We start from the raw sequence: 16,137 nt of genomic DNA on the forward strand, positions 1-16,137 counted from the left end.
TTTATCGAATGAACCGTGCCATATTATGTGATGGAAGTCGACGTTTCCGCGGCCGATACTTCACCTGTCAACCACAGGTGTCCGCAATGAAACGGTTTCCAGATCCGTCCGCCATCCTTCCGGGTCTCTCCCTCTGTCTTGCCGTTGCCGCATCCGGCCTTGCGCTGGAGCGCATGGAAATCGCGCTCATCGGCGCGCGTCCGCTTGAAAGCCTCGTTTTCGCCATCCTCCTGGGTGTCGCGCTGCGATCCGGCATCAGGCTTCCCGCCTCCTTCGATACCGGCATTACGTTTTCCGCCCATTTCGTTCTCGAATGCGCAATCGTGTTGCTCGGCGCCTCCATCAGCATCGGGGCGATAGGCGCAGCCGGGCTAATGCTGGTCGTCGCCATTGCATCGGTCGTGCTTTTGTCGATCGCCGTCAGCTTCACCATCGGACGGTTCTTCGGCCTTTCGCCAAAACTCGCCTTTCTCATCGCCTTCGGCAATTCGATCTGCGGCAATTCCGCAATCGCGGCTTCCGCTCCGGTGGTCGGCGCCGAGCCGGAAGATGTCGCCGCGTCCATTGCCTTTACCGCGGTGCTCGGCGTCGTCGCCGTGTTGCTCATGCCGCTCCTTTCCATCGCGCTCAAGCTCAGCGCCGTGCAGTATGGCGTTTTCGCCGGCCTGACCGTCTATGCCGTACCGCAGGTGCTGGCGGCCACCGCCCCGATCGGCGCCGTCAGCCTGCAGACGGGAACGCTGGTCAAGCTCATCCGGGTGCTGATGCTCGGGCCGCTTCTCTTCGTCGTCGGGCTGGTGCGTGGCGCATCCGGGCAGCGCATATCGCTCCGCCACATGCTGCCATGGTTCATCGTCGGCTTCGCCGTCATGGTGATGCTGAGGTCTGCGGGAGCCCTTCCGGACCGGCTTCTTCCCCGTCTTTCCGATCTTTCGACCCTCAGCACGACGGTCGCCATGGCGGGGCTCGGACTTTCGGTCGATGTGCGGAGCCTCCGGAAATCCGGCGGCCGGGTGGTGCTGGCGGCCTTCGCCTCGCTGCTGGCGCTTTGCGGGATCAGCCTGACGATGATCGCGGCGCTCGGCATCATGTGATTGCGCCTCGCCGCGGCGTGGCCCGAACCGAAGACGGCACAGGAGCATTGTCTACGCGCAATTCCAGACGCAAAACCGGTTCCCACTTTTGCTGGAATTGCTCTATTCTGGCCGCGAATTGCAGGAAGAGACATCCGAATGAACACGCGCTCCCTCGCCGTCATCGGCTTCGATGCCGACGACACGCTCTGGCAGAACGAACAATATTACCGGCTGACGGAAGAGCATTTCCGGGACTTGCTCGCCGATTTCGCAGAAGGCGAGCAGGTCTCCGAGCGACTGCTGGAGGCAGAAAGGCGCAACCTTGCCCAATACGGTTTCGGCATCAAGGGTTTCACGCTGTCGATGATCGAGACGGCGCTGGAAATCACCGAGGGACGGGCGCCCGGAAAGGTCATCAGCGAGATCCTTTCCATCGGACGTAACCTGCTCAGCCATCCGGTGGAGACCATGCCGCATGCCCGCGACGTGCTGGAAGCGCTGGCGGGCGAATACTATCTCGTGCTGATTACGAAGGGCGATCTTTTCGATCAGGAGCGCAAGCTCGCCCAGTCCGGCCTCGGCGATTATTTCGACGCGGTCGAGATCGTCTCCGACAAGACGGCGACCACCTACCGCCGCATTTTCGGCAAGACCACGGATGGGCCGGAACGGGCGATGATGATCGGCAATTCGCTGAAGTCGGACGTGGTGCCGGCCATTGCCGCCGGCGCATGGGGCGTTTTCGTCCCCCACGAACTGACATGGGTGCTCGAACAGGTGGACAAACCGGAGCAGGCGCCGCGCTTCCGGGAAATCGCCCATCTCGGCGAACTGCCGAAACTCATCACGGACATCGGTTGATAAAGCGGAGACAGGAATGCACAGCTTCGACGAGATCTGGGCGATTGCGGCCGGGCGCAAGGGAGGAGATGCGGCGGTGAAGGCCACCCTGCAATATCCGAAGACGCGCGACGAGATCGCTGCAACGCCCGACGACCGCTTCCTGTCGCTGATGACCAAATGCATCTTCCAGTCGGGCTTCAACTGGAAGGTCGTGGAGGCCATGTGGCCCGGTTTCGAGGCCGCCTTCGACGGCTTCGACATCGCGCGCTGCGCCATGCTGCATGACGAGGATTTCGAGAGGCTGGTCTCAGACAGCCGGATCGTGCGGCATGGGCCGAAGATCCGCTCGGTGCAGGAAAACGCCGTTTTCCTTTCCGATCTGGCGAAGGAGCACGGAAGCGCCGGCCGCTTCTTCGCCGATTGGCCGACAGACAACTATATCGGCCTTGCCGACGTCCTGAAGAAGCGCGGATCGCGGCTCGGCGGCAATACCGGCCAGTACTTCCTGCGGTTTGCCGGCGTCGACAGCTTCATCCTCTCCCAGAGCGTGACAAACCGCCTGATCGCGGAAGGTATCGTCGACAAGGCGCCTTCCTCGGCGAAGGAAAAGGCCGCCGTGCAGGCCGCCTTCAACACATGGCGTGCCGAATCCGGACGGTCGCTTACCGAGATCAGCCGCGTTCTCGGGATCAGTATCGACTGACTGGACGTGGCTTTTCGCCCTGCTTTCGAGCAGCCTTAAACAGCTTCAAGCGGGCCTGACGAACTCCGCGCGCAGGCGTTCGATCTCGGGCCGGCAGCAGCAGCCTTCGATGTGATCATTCACCATGCCCATGGCCTGCATGAAGGCATAGACGGTGGTCGGGCCGACGAAGGTCCAGCCGCGTTTTTTCAGATCCTTCGACAGGCGCACCGAGGTCGGCGAGGTCGGATTGGCGCGAAGCGTCTCGTAGTCCATGCTGACGGGGCGCTCCTCGGCGCCGGGTTCGAAGCTCCAGAAATAGCGGGCGAGGCTGCCGAACTCCGCCTTGAGGTCGACGGCGTGGCGGGCATTGTTGATGGTGGAAACGATCTTGCCGCGATGGCGGATGATGCCGGCATCGGCAAGCAGCCGGGCGATGTCACGGTCATCGAAGAGCGCCACCTTGTGGAAATCGAAACCGGCAAAGCCGGCGCGGAAATTCTCCCGCTTTCTGAGGATGGTAAGCCAGGAGAGACCGGACTGGAAGCCCTCCAGGCAGATCTTCTCGAACAGGCGAAAATCGTCGGTGACCGGCCTGCCCCATTCCTCGTCGTGATAGCGCCGGTAGTCGTCAAGGCCGCCATGCCAGAAACAGCGCGTCAGCCCGTCTTCGCCCGTAATCAGTCCCGTCTTTTCCATCTTTTCCGTTTTCCGATCGAATCGGACAAACGTTTACCATTTGTTCACTATTTTTCCAAACCGGCTGCTAACCCTGACGAAAGGTTTACGGCACAGGCGGCCTTTTAATGAACGCGCATTTACCAATTGTGGCGAAGCCGCTGGCACGATCGCTTCAACGAGGCCGTCAGGCCCTGTTTTCGGAAAATGTAGCGAGTCGTCCGATGTTGAAGAAGTCCATATTCCTGGCCGCCTGTGCCGGCCTGATTGCCGCAACGCCCTCCCTGGCCGATGACCGGTACCAGACGCGCCCGCCGGTGATCGTCAGCCCCGACCTTTCGGCCCCGTGGGTCATGCAGCTCGGCGGCGCCGCCCGCCCGGTCGTCTACGCGCCGCGCCCCGTACAGCAGCGCCAGCAGGTCAGAACCTACCAGCAGCAGCGTCCTGTCGTTCAGCGCCGCATGCCGATGCCTCCCGCTGCCCAGCCTCAGATGGTGCAGCCGGCTGCCATGCGTCCGAACCAGCCGATGAAGACACAGATCGATCCGGTGTTCCTGCCGCAGATGGTCGCCTACGACACGCCGCACAAGCCGGGCACCATCGTCATCGATACCAACAACCGTTTCCTCTATCTCGTCACTGGCAACGGCCAGGCCAAGCGCTATGGCGTCGGCGTCGGCAAGCCCGGCTTCGAATGGGCAGGCACCCACAAGATCACCGCCAAGAAGGAATGGCCGGACTGGACGCCGCCCAAGGAAATGATCGCGCGCGAAGCCGCCAAAGGCCACTACCTGCCCGCCCGCATGGATGGCGGACCGGAGAACCCGCTCGGCGCCCGCGCCATGTATCTCGGCTCCACGCTCTACCGCATCCACGGCACCAACGCGCCCTGGACGATCGGCAACGGCGTGTCCTCCGGCTGCATCCGCATGCGCAACGAAGACGTCGTCGATCTCTACGAACGGGTCGGCGTGGGCACGAAGGTTATTGTGATGTAAGTCACAGCGCACGATGAATCACCCGGCCAACGGCCTTGGTTTCCCTTAATTTCTTATGAGAGAATGCTGAAAGGCTTGCATTGGAACGGGAGTCGGATAGGCTCCCGTCTCCGTGATTTGGGGGATCTCATCATGCAGAAATACTTGAATGTGCTTGCGGCGGCGGCGATCATGGCGACGAGTGCGCTGGCTCCGATCGAGGCGCAGGCCTTCAACGGCAATCGTCCGACAACGACCAGCGACGTGACGCTGGCGGCAGCTCAGCCGAAACAGGTGGCCGAAAAATTCAAGCGGCGCGTCGTCCGTCTCGTCACCGACGAAAAGCCCGGTACGATCATCATCGATACCAACAACAAGTTCCTCTACTACGTCGAAGGCAACAACCGCGCGACCCGCTATGGCGTGGGCGTGGGCCGCGAAGGCTTCGGCTGGTCGGGCGTGGTCAAGATCGGCCGCAAGGAAGAATGGCCGAGCTGGCGTCCGCCGGCAGAGATGCGCGCGCGCGAGGCCAAGAAGGGCCATATTCTGCCGGTCGTCCAGGAAGGCGGCATCGACAATCCGCTCGGCGCCCGCGCGATGTATCTCTTCAAGGGCGGTCGCGACACGATCTTCCGCATCCACGGCACCAACCAGCCCTGGACCATCGGCCTCAACATGTCGTCCGGCTGCATTCGCATGATGAACAAGGATGTCGAGCACCTTTACAACCGCGCCGACATCGGCACGAAGGTCATCGTCGTCGGCCCCGGCAACAGGCAGGGCGATGTGAGCTTCGAAGACCGCGGCATCGACATTCTGCGCACGATTCTCGGCGGCTGAAGCCGGCGATGCCGAATCGAGGCAGGCGCCGGGTCTTCCTCAAGCGCCTTCCTCCGATACGCACGGCCAATTCCGGCCGTGCCGCCCGAGGGACGCCTTCCATGTCTTGACAAAAGGTAATTTACCAAGCGTCGGCCGCGGCTTTCACGGGACAGTGATGCAAAATGGAAACAGACTTGCCGCTGAAATTCCCCTATAAAACTTGTCAGTCATAACTAGATTCTTCAGGTCGCCAATCATGAACATCAAACTTCGTTTCCTGCTCAGCGCATCGGCCGCCGCCGTCGTTCTTTCCGCGTCGCTGGCCCATGCCGAAATGGCGATCTCCGTTTATGGCGGCGCCCAGTCCGCGCCCCACAGCGACGTCGAAGTCTCCGACCAGCCTGACTTCACCGCAGGCTGGGAAGGCAAGTCCTTCTCCATGCCTCCCTATTATGGCGTTCGCGGCACCTGGTGGCTGGAAGAACTCGGCCAGCCGAACCTCGGCGTTTCCATCGACTACAGCCATGCCAAGGTCTACAGCGACACCGGCACGCGCGACGAAGCCGGCTGGAGCCATTTCGAGTTCACCGACGGCCTGAACCTTCTGACGCTGAACGCGCTCTATCGCTTCCCGATCGAAGGCACCAAGTTCGTGCCCTATGTCGGTGCCGGCGCCGGTATCAACATTCCGCATGTCGAAGTCACGCGCGCTACCGGCGAGACCTTCAACTATCAGATCGGCGGCCCGACGATCCAGGCCCAGGCCGGCGTGGCCTACCAGTTCACCGACCGCTGGTCCGCCTTCGTCGAATACAAGGGCAACTATTCGTGGGTCGACGTCGATATCGACAGCGGCGCTTCGCTGAAGACCGACATCATGACCAACGCGATCAACGCCGGCATCAGCTTCCACTTCTAAGCTGACCAGGCCTCGCCTTGCGGGGCCTTAAGCTTTCAGCGCGTTTCGCAGACGATCGAGGCCCCGTGCGACAGGACAGTTTCGCGCGGGGCTTTCTTGTTCCGCGCGGTTTCGATCCGCAGGTCGTAATTGCCCTGGAAACGTCCCGGCTCGGCGGAGGAGGTCGTGAGTATCGTCAGTTCGACGTCACCGACGAGTTTCCGGTCTTGTATGCCGGACAATATTTTCAGGCGCAGTTCCCGATTGTTCGTCCACTGCTGGCTCAGCATGGAGGCGTCGAACCGAAGGTGACGGAAGGCGGCCGGCACCTTTTCGTCGCGGATGCCCGCCACGCCACGAAAATTCAACAGTTTGCGGTCGTCAGCCGTGCTCACGTCGCTTTCGATCGACAGCTTCACGACCTTGTCGTCGGCTGCGCAATAAAGACGCCCGGCCGCATGGACCGGAGAGGACATCGCAAGCAGCAAAATGGCAAGAGCAGCGGATAGGGTGTGCATTCAATCTCTCCTCCCGGTCGCCAGGCGAACCTCGATGAAGAGAATCTGCAACAGCACCACCTTAAAAAGCATGAACGGAAGCAGCCTGACCAAGGCCCGACCCATGTCTTTTCTTTCGCAGGCGCGACCGAGACTGAGATTATCGCGGGTCAGGCAAGCCTTGCAGGTTTCGCTCCGCCATAGGCCCAGTCCAGAAGTTCGACCGTATGGACGATCGGTATCGAGGTTCCCGAGGCGATCTGCGTGAGGCAGCCGATATTGCCAGCCGCGATCACGTCGGGCTTCGTTGCCTCGATGTTCTTGACCTTGCGGGCCTTGAGCTTTGCCGAGATTTCCGGCTGCATGATGTTGTAGGTGCCCGCGGAGCCGCAGCAGAGATGCCCTTCCGCCGGATCGCGCACCGTGAAGCCGGCGTTTTTCAGAAGCGTCTTCGGCGCCATGGTGACCTTCTGCCCGTGCTGAAGGGAACAGGCAGAATGATAGGCGACCGTCAGGTTCTTCCGTTCCTGCACCGGAAGATCAAGGGACGTGAGATATTCGGTGACATCCTTCGCCAAAACCGAGACACGGGCGGCCTTTTCCGCATAGGCCGGGTCCAGCCGCAGCATATGGCCGTAATCCTTGATGGTGGTGCCGCAGCCCGAAGCGGTGATGACGATGGCGTCCAGCCCGCCGCGGTCGATCTCGCGGACCCAGGCGTCGACATTGCGTCTCGCACTGGCAAGGGCCTGCTCTTCCCGTCCCATATGATGGACGAGCGCACCGCAACAGCCCTCTCCCTCCGGCACGACGACCTCGATGCCGAGGCGGGTGAGAAGCCGGACGGTGGCGGCGTTGATGCCGGGATCAAGCACGCCCTGGGCGCAGCCGGTCAGGATCGCGACACGGCCCCGGCCTTCTCCGGCGGCGCGGTGAACGGCGGGGCGAACGATATCCGATACCGGAGGAACAGAGACCGGGGCGAGATCCAGCATGGCGCCGAGAGGCCTGAGCGCAGGAAGCCTTTTCAGAAAACCGGCAAGAGGTCTCCCCAGCCGCGCAAGCCGAAGAGCCGCGCGAAAGCGAGCCGGATAAGGCAGGGTCATCGCCAGCACGGCCCGCGTCAACCGGTTGATGAGCGGACGCCGATAGGTCTTTTCGATGTGAATGCGGGCATGATCGACCAGATGCATGTAGTCGACGCCGGAGGGACAGGTCGTCATGCAGGCCAGGCAGGAAAGACAGCGGTCGATATGGGTCACCAGATCCTTGTCGGCCGGCCGGCCGTTTTCCAGCATGTCCTTGATGAGGTAGATGCGGCCGCGAGGGCTGTCCAGCTCGTTGCCGAGCGTCACATAGGTGGGACAGGTGGCCGTGCAGAAGCCGCAATGCACGCATTTGCGTAGAATGCTTTCCGCTTCGGCGATATGCGGATCGGCGAGTTGTTCCGCGGTGAAGTTGGTTTGCACGTCCTGCCTCCCGGCGGGCGGCGACTTGCTCGCCTTGCCCCGCATTTCCTTTTTTCTCGAGCGTCAGATCAACCAGCTCTGCGGCTTGTCGATGGGCTGGCCGGCAGAGGCCTTCTGAAGGCCGATGACGCAGCGGACGACGACCCAGACGACCGTGGCAATGCCAAGCAGGACGCCGACGACGGCGACCGTCAGCAGCACCGAAATCACACCGTAGAGCAGGCCGATCCAGAAGGTGCGGATGGCCCAGGTGTAGTGGGTATCGACCCAGCCGCCCGCCTTGCCGCGATTGAGATAGGCGAAGATCACGCCGATGATGGTGCTGATGCCGATGACGAAGCCGAGAAGATAAAGCGCGTAGACAAGCTGGACATTGAGCTTTCCGGGTTCCAGCCAGTTTTCCGGCCGGGACGCGCCGGGCGGCGAGGAAATCGGGTCCGTCATTTCGTCTCTCCTTTTGCCATGCGGCCGGGATTGAAGATGCCGCGCGGGTCGAATTTCTCCCGCACCCGCTGCGAAAGCAAGGCGACCGCCGGCGATTGCGGCTCGAAGGCGGAAATGCCAGCGCGGACGAATGGACGGGCTCGCATCAGCGTCGCATGCCCCCCACCGGCGGCCTTGACGTGGCGGCGCAACAGATCCGCCTCGGGATCAGCCTCCATGCGCATCCATACAAGACCACCCTGCCAGTCGTAATAGGCATCGATGCCGGCTTCCAGCCGGAGTGCTGCGACCAGCTTCCAGCCCTCGGAAGGCGCGACTGAAACGCGCCAGAGGGGACGCTCGGTCCCATCCGCATAGGGATGCACGTCGCGGATTTCGCGCCATAGCCGGGCCGTCTGTTCGGGATCGAGCCGCGATACCCGACCATGACCTGACATGATCGCCGCAAGCTTCTCCGCCCTCACGGAAACCGAGGCCTCGATACCCTCCAGCCTGAGCACCGTGGCCGGGCCGTCCTTCAGCGCACCGCCGATGAAATGGCTTCTGACTGTCTCCGGCAGATGGGCGGCACCGCTGACCTCGACCGGCAGGGCCATGGCCTCGGCCATCGCTTTTACCGCCTGTTCGTCATCCAGCCCCGAAATTACGATAGTCACCGCCGTCTTCGGCTGCGGCAACACCTTGAAGGTGACCTCCGTCAGCAGGCCGAGCGTGCCAAAGGAACCAGCCATCAGCTTGACCAGATCGAGGCCGGTGACGTTTTTCATCACGCGGCCGCCGGCCTTCACGACTTCCCCATGGCCATTGACGAAACGGACGCCGAGCAAATGATCGCGCGCAGCACCGGCGGTGAAGCGGCGGGGACCGGAGGCATTGCTGGCAAAGACACCGCCGATGGTCGGCTGCCCGAGGGTTCCCATCATGCCCCGATGATCCGTCGGCTCGAAGGCGAGCGACTGGCCATGCACGGATATCGCCGATTCGATATAGGCAAGCGGCGTTCCGGCGCGCGCCGTCAGCACCATTTCCGCCGGATTGTATGTGACGATCCCGGCAAGCCCGGTCGAGCGCAGTTCGGCCGCTCCCGAAACGGCATTGCCAAAACCTGCCCGCGTTCCACCGCCGGATATGGCAAGCGGCACGGCCTTTTCGGCATGAGCGCGGATCATCGCCGCAGCCTCGATCTCCGTTTGAGGGATCAGCATGCAATCGCTCCCGCAGAGGTCATCGGCATGCCCCGGCTGCCCCTCATCCGGGCAAAGGGCTTCAGTTCCCTCGCCCTGCTTGCGGGAAGAGGGTCAAGGTAAGGGGCAAATCCCCCTTGTCGTCTGATCGAAGAATGCGCCTCGGCCAAATTCACCCCCGGCCCTCCAGCGGAAAGACCTTGGAGGGGTTGAGTATCCAAGCCGGGTCGAAAGCGGCGCGCACAGCCATCTGCTGGGCAAGATCGGCTTCAGCGTATTGATGGCGCATGAGGTCGCGCTTCTCGATGCCCACCCCATGCTCGCCGGTAAGACAGCCGCCGGCATCGACGCAAAGTTTCAGGATCTCCATGCCCGCCGCCTCGGCGCGGGCCGCGTCTTCGGGATCGTTGATATTGTAGAGGATCAGCGGATGCATGTTGCCGTCGCCGGCATGGAAGACATTGGCGACGCGAAGACCATAACGATCGGTGATCTCGGAGGTCTTCCTGAGTACATCGGCAAGCTGGCTGAGCGGCACCGTACCATCCATGCAGATGTAATCGGCGATGCGGCCGGTCGCGCCGAAGGCGGATTTGCGGCCCTTCCAGATCAGGGCCGCCTCGGTCGCCGACTGGCTTTCACGCACGGTCTTCACCCCATGCTTGCGGGCGATATCGCAGATATCGGCCAGCATGGCGTCCATCTCCGCTTCGGAGCCCTCCACCTCGACGATCAGCAGCGCCTCGACATCGAGCGGATAGCCGGCATGGGCAAAGGCCTCGCAGATCTCGATCGCCGGCTTGTCCATGAATTCGATGGCGACCGGAACGATGCCGGCGCCGATGACATCGGCGACGCAGGAACCGGCTGCTTCCGCGCTGTCGAAGCCAAACAGAACGGGCCGCGCGCCTTCCGGCTTGGCGAGCAGCCGCACCGTCGCCTCGGTGACAATGCCAAGCTGGCCTTCCGAACCGCAGACAAGGCCGAGCAGATCGTAACCTGCCGCATCCAGCGCCTTGCCGCCGAGTTCGACCACCGTGCCGTCGACCAGCACCATCTTCACGCCGAGCAGGTTGTTGGTGGTGACGCCGTATTTCAGACAGTGGGCGCCGCCGGAATTCATGCCGATATTGCCGCCGATCGTGCAGGCAAGCTGCGAGCTCGGATCGGGCGCATAGAAGAAGCCGTCAGCGCCGACGGCATCGGAAATGGAAAGGTTGGTGACGCCTGCCTGAACGGTGGCGCATCGATTGGCATAGTCGACATCCAGAATGCGCGTCATCGCCGAAAGGCCCAGCACGACCGCATCCTCCTGCGGAATGGCCCCTCCCGAAAGCGAGGTTCCGGCGCCGCGCGGCACGACCGGAATGCCGTAGCGATGACAGTATTTCATCACGGCTGCGACCTGCGCCGTCGTCTCGGGCAACACCACCGCGAGAGGCCGGCGGCGATAGGCGAGGAAGCCATCGGTTTCGAAGGGAACGAGTTCGACCGGCTCATGCACCAGCCGCTCGGCGGGTACGAGTTCGGCGAGATCGGCAACGATCTCCTTGCGCCGCGCGAGAATGGCGGCATTCGGCTGCAGAAATGCAATCGCCTCGGTCATGTCTCCCCCCAAGCGCGGACGTTTCAGAGATACATCCGCCCAGCCGCCTCTTCAACTGGTATTGTTTCTTTACCACTTCAACCAAAGTCGCGCAAATGCTATGCACTTATGACAAAAATGGAAACAATACGGAAGACTCATGACGAATCTCGGCGATCTCGAAGTCTTTGCCCGGGTTATCGCGACCGGCAGCATGTCGATGGCGGCGCGCGATCTGGGTCTGTCGCCTGCCGTCGTGTCGAAGCGCATCAAGCGGCTCGAAGACCGGCTCGGGACCCGGCTCCTGCAGCGCACGACCCGGCAGATCTCGCTGACGGAGGCGGGACAGGGCTTTCACCAGCGCATCCTCGCCGTCCTCGCTGGCATCGAGGAGGCGGAGACCTATGCCTCCGGCCGCTCCTCGGAGGTCTCGGGCACGCTGAAGATCTCGGCGCCCACCTCCTTCGGCCGCATGCATATAGCGCCGCATCTGAAGGCCTTCATGGATGACCATCCGGATCTCGCCATCCATCTGGTACTGTCCGACGAATTCACCGACATCGTCGGCGGCGGCTTCGACCTGGCGATCCGCATCGCGGAACTGACCGACTCGACACTGGTGGCCAGACGGCTCGCCCCGGTTCGGCGGCTGCTGTGCGCCTCGCCTGATTACATCGCCGCACACGGCATGCCGCGGACCATCGACGACCTGAAACGGCATCGCTGCCTGCCTGCCCACAACCATGACCTCTGGCGGCTCGAGGGGCTGCAGGGCACGCTCAACATCCGGCCGGAAGGCATGCTGATTACCAATTCCAGCGAGGTCATCCGCGAGGCGGTGATCGCCGGCCTCGGCATCGCCTTGCGCTCCACCTGGGACATCGGCGAGGAGCTGAAAAACGGCCGGCTCGTGCAAGTCCTGCCGGCCTATGAGGGCTCGCACAATGTTGCGCTCTCGGCCGTCTACCCCAGCCGGCAGTTCCTGCCGGCCAAGGTGCGTCTGTTCATCGACTATCTCGCAGAACTCTATGGTCCCGTGCCCTATTGGGAGAGGTAGAGCCTTTCAGTTCACAGCGGCGGGCCCGACGATGACGATATGCAGTGCGCGGGGACCGTGCGCGCCGAGTAGCAGGGTCTGTTCGATGTCTGCCGAACGCGATGGTCCTGTGACGAAGTTCACCGTGCGGGACATGTCGCCGCCGCGAACGGCACGGAACCGCGCCCAGACGCTTTCCATGTCTCCGGAGACCTCGTCGGCCCGCAGCACGACGATGTGATGCTCCGGCAGGAAGGTCAGCGTAACAGGATTGTCGGGTCCTGAAAGCAGGGCCAGCGTGCCGGTTTCGGCAATCGCGCCGAAAGCATGGGTGACGGCGGCAAGATCATGCCCGTCGGACGCGCCATGACGGATTTCGAGCGTCGCCTCGCTCGACCAGGGCGCCACAGCCAGACGGGGATCTGCGCCGAGGCGGATTGCGGCCGGCAGGTTGCGGCGCTTCAGATAGTCGCTGACGGCGGCCGGGAGCGCGTCGAGCGTCTCGATCCTTTCGGTGGTCGCGCTGTATTTCTCCGCCATGGATACGAAAAGAGCGAGCCGTTCTTCCGGCGGCAGCTGGCCGCGCGCCGGGATGATGCCGACCGGGTGATCCGCCAGACGCGCGGCAACGCTTGCCTCGCGAACGGCATCGTTCGACGGCACCTTCAGGGAGGAGCGGATCTTGTGAAGGATGGCTTCCTTGCCGTTCATGGTCATGCTCTCCGTTTGCCCGCCTGCCGGGCTGCCCATTGCCGCATGAATGTGCCGCCTTCCGGCGCCGGCATGTCGCGGTATTTCGTCCAGCCACCGGCGAGCGGCAGCGCCGCGATGCGGTGTTTGCTGCCGCCGAGCGCGGAGAGGATGCTTGCGCCGAGCGACGCCGCCATCCGGTAGAGCTTCGGCCTTCTCGCGAAGAAGGCCCAGACCGATAGACCATAGCGGCTTGCGGCCGGCGCAAGATGGCGTTCGAACTCGCGCTCGCGCCAGTGACGCATCATCTTCGGCAGCGGAATGCGCATGGGGCAGACGCTTTCGCAGCGCCCGCAGAAGGTCGAGGCGTTCGGAAGGTGGCCCGATTTGTCGACCCCGAAAAGGGATGGCGTCAGCACCGCCCCCATCGGACCGGGATAGACCGAGCCATAGGCATGTCCGCCAACGGCGTGATAGACCGGGCAGTGGTTCATGCAGGCGCCGCAGCGGATGCAGCGCAGCATCTCCTCGAAATCGGTGCCGAGCATCGAGGTGCGGCCATTGTCGAGCAGCACGACGTGGTATTCGTCGGGACCATCGGGATCTTCCGTCCGCTTCGGGCCGGTGGAAAAGGTCGTGTAGACCGACATGTCCTGGCCGGTGGCGGAACGGGCGAGCAGGCGAAGGATCTGCGAACAGTCCTCCAGCGTCGGCACGATCTTTTCGATCGAGGCGACGACCACATGCACCTTGCCGAGCGTCTGGGTGAGATCGCCATTGCCCTCATTGGTGACGATGACCGAGGAGCCCGTTTCGGCGATCAGGAAATTCGCGCCGGTGATGCCGACATCGGCCTGAAAGTAGCGCCTGCGCAGCACTTCGCGGGCTTCCGCGAGCAGCGTTTCCGGCGCGGTCAGGTCGCGCTTTGCGTCGAGATGGGTGTGGACCCGGCGGAAATCCTCTTCCACCTGCTCCTTGTTCAGGTGAACCGCCGGCGCGATGATGTGGCTCGGGTGTTCGCCGCGAAGCTGGATGATGTATTCCCCGAGATCAGTCTCGACCGGCTCAACGCCCTGCGCTTCGAGATATTCGTTGAGGTTGATTTCCTCGGTAATCATAGACTTGCCCTTGGTGACGGTCTTCGCCTTCACCCTGCGGCAGATGTCCATGACGATGCGGCGCGCGTCCTCGGCGCTCTCGGCCCAATGGACGTGCCCGCCCGCCGCGATCACCTTTCGCTCATAGGCTTCGAGATAAAGATCGAGATGGGCAAGCGTGTGGTTCTTGATCTCGCGGGCACGGTCGCGCAGCCGGTCGAACTCGGGAAGTGCTGCCGCTGCCGCGGCGCGCTTGGCGATGAAGCCCTGCTCGACATTCTTCAGCGCCTTCTGGAGTTGCGGGTCGTGAAGCGCGCGGGCGGCGTTTTCCTTGAACTGCGGCGCAGTGAACTGCATGGGCTCCCTCCCCCTACTTGCCTGTGCCGGCGATCGGCGCCGTATCCGTCATGCCCGCCAGCACCTCCGCAACATGGCGAACCTCCACCTTCGAGCCTTCGCGCTTCAACTTGCCGGCCATGTTCATCAAACAGCCCATGTCGCCGGCAAGCAGCATGTCGGCGCCGGTCGCCTCGATGGTCGCCGTCTTCTTGCCGACGATGGTGCCGGAGATATCGGAATATTTGACGCAGAAAGTGCCGCCGAAGCCGCAGCAGACATCGCTGCCGGCCATTTCCTTCAGTTCGAGCCCCTCGACGGACGCAAGCAGCTTGCGCGGCTGCTTCTGCACGCCGAGTTCGCGCAGGCCCGAACAGCTGTCGTGATAGGTGACGCTGCCGGAAAGACGGGCCTCAACAGCGGTCATGCCGCGGATGTCGGTCAGAAATGAAACGAGTTCGAACACCTTGTCCGAGAAGCGCCGACAGCGCTCTTCCCATTTCACATCGCCCTTGAAGATCTCGGGATAGTGATGCTTCAGCATGGCACCGCAGGAACCCGAGGGGACGACCACATAGTCATAGCCTTCGAACAGTTCGATCACCTGGATCGCCAGATCCCGGGCGTCCTTCCGGTCGCCGGAATTATAGGCAGGCTGGCCGCAACAGGTCTGCGCCATGGGCACATGCACCTCGCAGCCCGCATCCTCGATCAGCTTGGCGGCGGAAAATCCGACGCTCGGGCGGAAGAGATCGACCAAACAGGTGGCGAAGAGGCCGACGCGCGGCCTCACCGACGGGGTTTCGGGGATCATGATGAAGCCTCCGGCTTGTCGTTTGTCTTGAGTTGCGCGTTGCTTCGGGACGCGCGGCCCTGGGCGGGATTGCCGTCACGCCGGATCAGGCGAAGTTTCGCGACCCGTCCCCATTCATCGGCGCGGCTGGCTTCGTCGACCGCCTGCATGACGAAGTCTATGTGCGACTGAGCTGCCGTCTTGGCCTCGTCCGGCCGGCCGGCAAGGATGGCGTCATGGACCGCGAGATGCTGTTCGAGCAGGCGTTCGCGGGCATTGGATAGCGCAAAGACCGCCTTGCGATTGAAGAAGATGCCTTCGGAAAGCAGGCGGTAGCATGCGCGCATGGTGTGCAGGAGGATGATGTTGTGCGCGGCTTCGCCGACGGCATTGTGGAACTCGACGTCGGCGGCAAGCTCGTCTTCCGCGTTACCGCTTTCATGCGCCCGCTTCATGTCGTCGACGATACGCGACAGAAGCGCCCGGTCGGTATCGGTGGCGCGCCGTGCGGCAAGCTCCGCCGTCAGCCCTTCGAGTTCGCGGCGATATTCGAGATAATCGCGCGTTGCCCGCGCATGCCGGGAGATCAGTTCTGTGATCGGCTTCGAGAATACCTGGCCGATGATATCGGCAATATAGGTGCCGCCACCGTGATGGCTGACGACAAGGCCGCGCGCCTCCAGTTCCTTCAGCGCCTCGCGCAGGATCGGCCGGGACACGTCGAAAGCCTGCGCCATGTCGCGCTCTCCGGGCAGCCGGTCGCCATCGCGCAAGACCCCGTCGAGGATCAGGCTTTCGATTTGCTGAACCACTTCCCCAGCCGTCCGGCTATGGCTGATCTGGGCAAAAAGCCCCTCGTCCCTCTCGCTCACGACATCCTCCTCGGATGGGCTATCTAGCAAGCGGAAGACGAATTGGTCAAATTATTTGTCCACTTTTGACGCGCGCCAACATGCATTCCCGCGCAATCATGCTGCAGTGCGGCAAACCGACTGCTGACATCACCGCCTGACATTTGCTAAGGAGGTCG

The 16,137-nt window shown here is 62.7% G+C and carries 17 protein-coding genes; 7 read left to right on the forward strand and 10 right to left on the reverse strand.

Annotated elements, in window-relative coordinates:
* The first annotated feature begins 86 nt into the window (after window positions 1-86).
* The 3 genes from J5N58_RS21205 to J5N58_RS21215 all read left to right on the forward strand — a co-directional run bounded on the left by J5N58_RS21205 (window position 87) and on the right by J5N58_RS21215 (window position 2,622).
* Window positions 87-1,094 carry a YeiH family protein gene (locus tag J5N58_RS21205; RefSeq protein WP_244712887.1) on the forward strand — a complete coding sequence of 336 codons (1,008 nt, stop codon included), beginning with the start codon at window positions 87-89 and terminating at the stop codon, window positions 1,092-1,094.
* A 138-nt stretch (window positions 1,095-1,232) separates the two neighbouring features.
* Window positions 1,233-1,937 (forward strand): HAD family hydrolase, encoded by a 705-nt coding sequence (locus tag J5N58_RS21210; protein WP_112828313.1) that lies wholly within the window; start codon window positions 1,233-1,235, stop codon window positions 1,935-1,937.
* Window positions 1,938-1,953: 16 nt separating this feature from the next.
* Complete coding sequence (locus tag J5N58_RS21215) at window positions 1,954-2,622, forward strand: DNA-3-methyladenine glycosylase I (RefSeq protein WP_113339763.1); 669 nt, start codon at window positions 1,954-1,956, stop codon at window positions 2,620-2,622.
* Window positions 2,623-2,667: 45 nt separating this feature from the next.
* Here the strand turns inward: J5N58_RS21215 and J5N58_RS21220 are convergent, their stop codons facing one another.
* Window positions 2,668-3,300, reverse strand: coding sequence for a DNA-3-methyladenine glycosylase I (locus tag J5N58_RS21220; protein ID WP_112828315.1), 633 nt, complete (start codon window positions 3,298-3,300; stop codon window positions 2,668-2,670).
* 203 nt (window positions 3,301-3,503) lie between these two features.
* Here J5N58_RS21220 and J5N58_RS21225 point away from each other — a divergent pair, with 203 nt between their 5' ends.
* From J5N58_RS21225 to J5N58_RS21235, 3 genes are all read left to right on the forward strand, one after another.
* Window positions 3,504-4,277, forward strand: a complete 774-nt coding sequence (locus J5N58_RS21225; RefSeq protein ID WP_112828316.1) for a L,D-transpeptidase — start codon at window positions 3,504-3,506, stop codon at window positions 4,275-4,277.
* Between the two features lie 132 nt (window positions 4,278-4,409).
* The gene (locus J5N58_RS21230) at window positions 4,410-5,096 is read left to right on the forward strand and encodes a L,D-transpeptidase (protein WP_112828424.1); all 687 of its coding nucleotides are present in this window, start codon (window positions 4,410-4,412) and stop codon (window positions 5,094-5,096) included.
* 238 nt (window positions 5,097-5,334) lie between these two features.
* On the forward strand, window positions 5,335-5,997 hold the full coding sequence (locus J5N58_RS21235; protein ID WP_112828317.1) for an outer membrane protein: 663 nt from the start codon (window positions 5,335-5,337) through the stop codon (window positions 5,995-5,997).
* A 35-nt stretch (window positions 5,998-6,032) separates the two neighbouring features.
* Here the strand turns inward: J5N58_RS21235 and J5N58_RS21240 are convergent, their stop codons facing one another.
* From J5N58_RS21240 to J5N58_RS21260, 5 genes are all read right to left on the reverse strand, one after another.
* The gene (locus tag J5N58_RS21240) at window positions 6,033-6,494 is read right to left on the reverse strand and encodes a hypothetical protein (protein ID WP_113439283.1); all 462 of its coding nucleotides are present in this window, start codon (window positions 6,492-6,494) and stop codon (window positions 6,033-6,035) included.
* A gap of 149 nt (window positions 6,495-6,643) precedes the next feature.
* Complete coding sequence (gene glcF / locus J5N58_RS21245; RefSeq protein WP_113439297.1) at window positions 6,644-7,942, reverse strand: glycolate oxidase subunit GlcF; 1,299 nt, start codon at window positions 7,940-7,942, stop codon at window positions 6,644-6,646.
* Window positions 7,943-8,005: 63 nt separating this feature from the next.
* Complete coding sequence (locus J5N58_RS21250; RefSeq protein ID WP_112828319.1) at window positions 8,006-8,386, reverse strand: DUF4870 family protein; 381 nt, start codon at window positions 8,384-8,386, stop codon at window positions 8,006-8,008.
* Window positions 8,383-9,591, reverse strand: coding sequence for a glycolate oxidase subunit GlcE (gene glcE / locus J5N58_RS21255; RefSeq protein ID WP_113439284.1), 1,209 nt, complete (start codon window positions 9,589-9,591; stop codon window positions 8,383-8,385). The genes J5N58_RS21250 and glcE overlap by 4 nt, the downstream gene beginning before the upstream one ends.
* A gap of 151 nt (window positions 9,592-9,742) precedes the next feature.
* Window positions 9,743-11,176 (reverse strand): FAD-linked oxidase C-terminal domain-containing protein, encoded by a 1,434-nt coding sequence (locus J5N58_RS21260; RefSeq protein ID WP_112828321.1) that lies wholly within the window; start codon window positions 11,174-11,176, stop codon window positions 9,743-9,745.
* Between the two features lie 139 nt (window positions 11,177-11,315).
* On the opposite strand from J5N58_RS21260, the gene J5N58_RS21265 reads away from it, so the two are divergent.
* Window positions 11,316-12,212, forward strand: coding sequence for a LysR family transcriptional regulator (locus J5N58_RS21265; RefSeq protein WP_244712889.1), 897 nt, complete (start codon window positions 11,316-11,318; stop codon window positions 12,210-12,212).
* Window positions 12,213-12,218: 6 nt separating this feature from the next.
* Here the strand turns inward: J5N58_RS21265 and J5N58_RS21270 are convergent, their stop codons facing one another.
* The 4 genes from J5N58_RS21270 to J5N58_RS21285 are packed head-to-tail and all read right to left on the reverse strand — an operon-like array spanning window position 12,219 to window position 15,979.
* Complete coding sequence (locus J5N58_RS21270) at window positions 12,219-12,902, reverse strand: LutC/YkgG family protein (RefSeq protein ID WP_113437372.1); 684 nt, start codon at window positions 12,900-12,902, stop codon at window positions 12,219-12,221.
* 2 nt (window positions 12,903-12,904) lie between these two features.
* Window positions 12,905-14,335, reverse strand: coding sequence for a LutB/LldF family L-lactate oxidation iron-sulfur protein (locus J5N58_RS21275; protein ID WP_244712891.1), 1,431 nt, complete (start codon window positions 14,333-14,335; stop codon window positions 12,905-12,907).
* Window positions 14,336-14,348: 13 nt separating this feature from the next.
* On the reverse strand, window positions 14,349-15,128 hold the full coding sequence (locus J5N58_RS21280; protein ID WP_113339754.1) for a (Fe-S)-binding protein: 780 nt from the start codon (window positions 15,126-15,128) through the stop codon (window positions 14,349-14,351).
* Window positions 15,125-15,979, reverse strand: coding sequence for a FadR/GntR family transcriptional regulator (locus J5N58_RS21285; protein ID WP_113425908.1), 855 nt, complete (start codon window positions 15,977-15,979; stop codon window positions 15,125-15,127). Before J5N58_RS21285 ends, J5N58_RS21280 begins: the two co-directional genes overlap by 4 nt.
* Between the last annotated feature and the right edge of the window lie 158 nt (window positions 15,980-16,137).

It is taken from the genome of Paenirhizobium cremeum, from assembly GCF_022884085.1.
Lineage (GTDB): Bacteria > Pseudomonadota > Alphaproteobacteria > Rhizobiales > Rhizobiaceae > Allorhizobium > Allorhizobium cremeum.

What these genes read in the sequence shown, in the direction of transcription:
- J5N58_RS21205 (WP_244712887.1), top strand. Translation starts at nt 87, where the DNA reads ATGAAACGGTTTCCAGATCCGTCCGCCATCCTTCCGGGTCTCTCCCTC.
- J5N58_RS21210 (WP_112828313.1), top strand. Translation starts at nt 1,233, where the DNA reads ATGAACACGCGCTCCCTCGCCGTCATCGGCTTCGATGCCGACGACACG.
- J5N58_RS21215 (WP_113339763.1), top strand. Translation starts at nt 1,954, where the DNA reads ATGCACAGCTTCGACGAGATCTGGGCGATTGCGGCCGGGCGCAAGGGA.
- J5N58_RS21220 (WP_112828315.1), bottom strand. Translation starts at nt 3,300, where the DNA reads ATGGAAAAGACGGGACTGATTACGGGCGAAGACGGGCTGACGCGCTGT.
- J5N58_RS21225 (WP_112828316.1), top strand. Translation starts at nt 3,504, where the DNA reads ATGTTGAAGAAGTCCATATTCCTGGCCGCCTGTGCCGGCCTGATTGCC.
- J5N58_RS21230 (WP_112828424.1), top strand. Translation starts at nt 4,410, where the DNA reads ATGCAGAAATACTTGAATGTGCTTGCGGCGGCGGCGATCATGGCGACG.
- J5N58_RS21235 (WP_112828317.1), top strand. Translation starts at nt 5,335, where the DNA reads ATGAACATCAAACTTCGTTTCCTGCTCAGCGCATCGGCCGCCGCCGTC.
- J5N58_RS21240 (WP_113439283.1), bottom strand. Translation starts at nt 6,494, where the DNA reads ATGCACACCCTATCCGCTGCTCTTGCCATTTTGCTGCTTGCGATGTCC.
- J5N58_RS21250 (WP_112828319.1), bottom strand. Translation starts at nt 8,386, where the DNA reads ATGACGGACCCGATTTCCTCGCCGCCCGGCGCGTCCCGGCCGGAAAAC.
- glcE (WP_113439284.1), bottom strand. Translation starts at nt 9,591, where the DNA reads ATGCTGATCCCTCAAACGGAGATCGAGGCTGCGGCGATGATCCGCGCT.
- J5N58_RS21260 (WP_112828321.1), bottom strand. Translation starts at nt 11,176, where the DNA reads ATGACCGAGGCGATTGCATTTCTGCAGCCGAATGCCGCCATTCTCGCG.
- J5N58_RS21265 (WP_244712889.1), top strand. Translation starts at nt 11,316, where the DNA reads ATGACGAATCTCGGCGATCTCGAAGTCTTTGCCCGGGTTATCGCGACC.
- J5N58_RS21270 (WP_113437372.1), bottom strand. Translation starts at nt 12,902, where the DNA reads ATGAACGGCAAGGAAGCCATCCTTCACAAGATCCGCTCCTCCCTGAAG.
- J5N58_RS21275 (WP_244712891.1), bottom strand. Translation starts at nt 14,335, where the DNA reads ATGCAGTTCACTGCGCCGCAGTTCAAGGAAAACGCCGCCCGCGCGCTT.
- J5N58_RS21280 (WP_113339754.1), bottom strand. Translation starts at nt 15,128, where the DNA reads ATGATCCCCGAAACCCCGTCGGTGAGGCCGCGCGTCGGCCTCTTCGCC.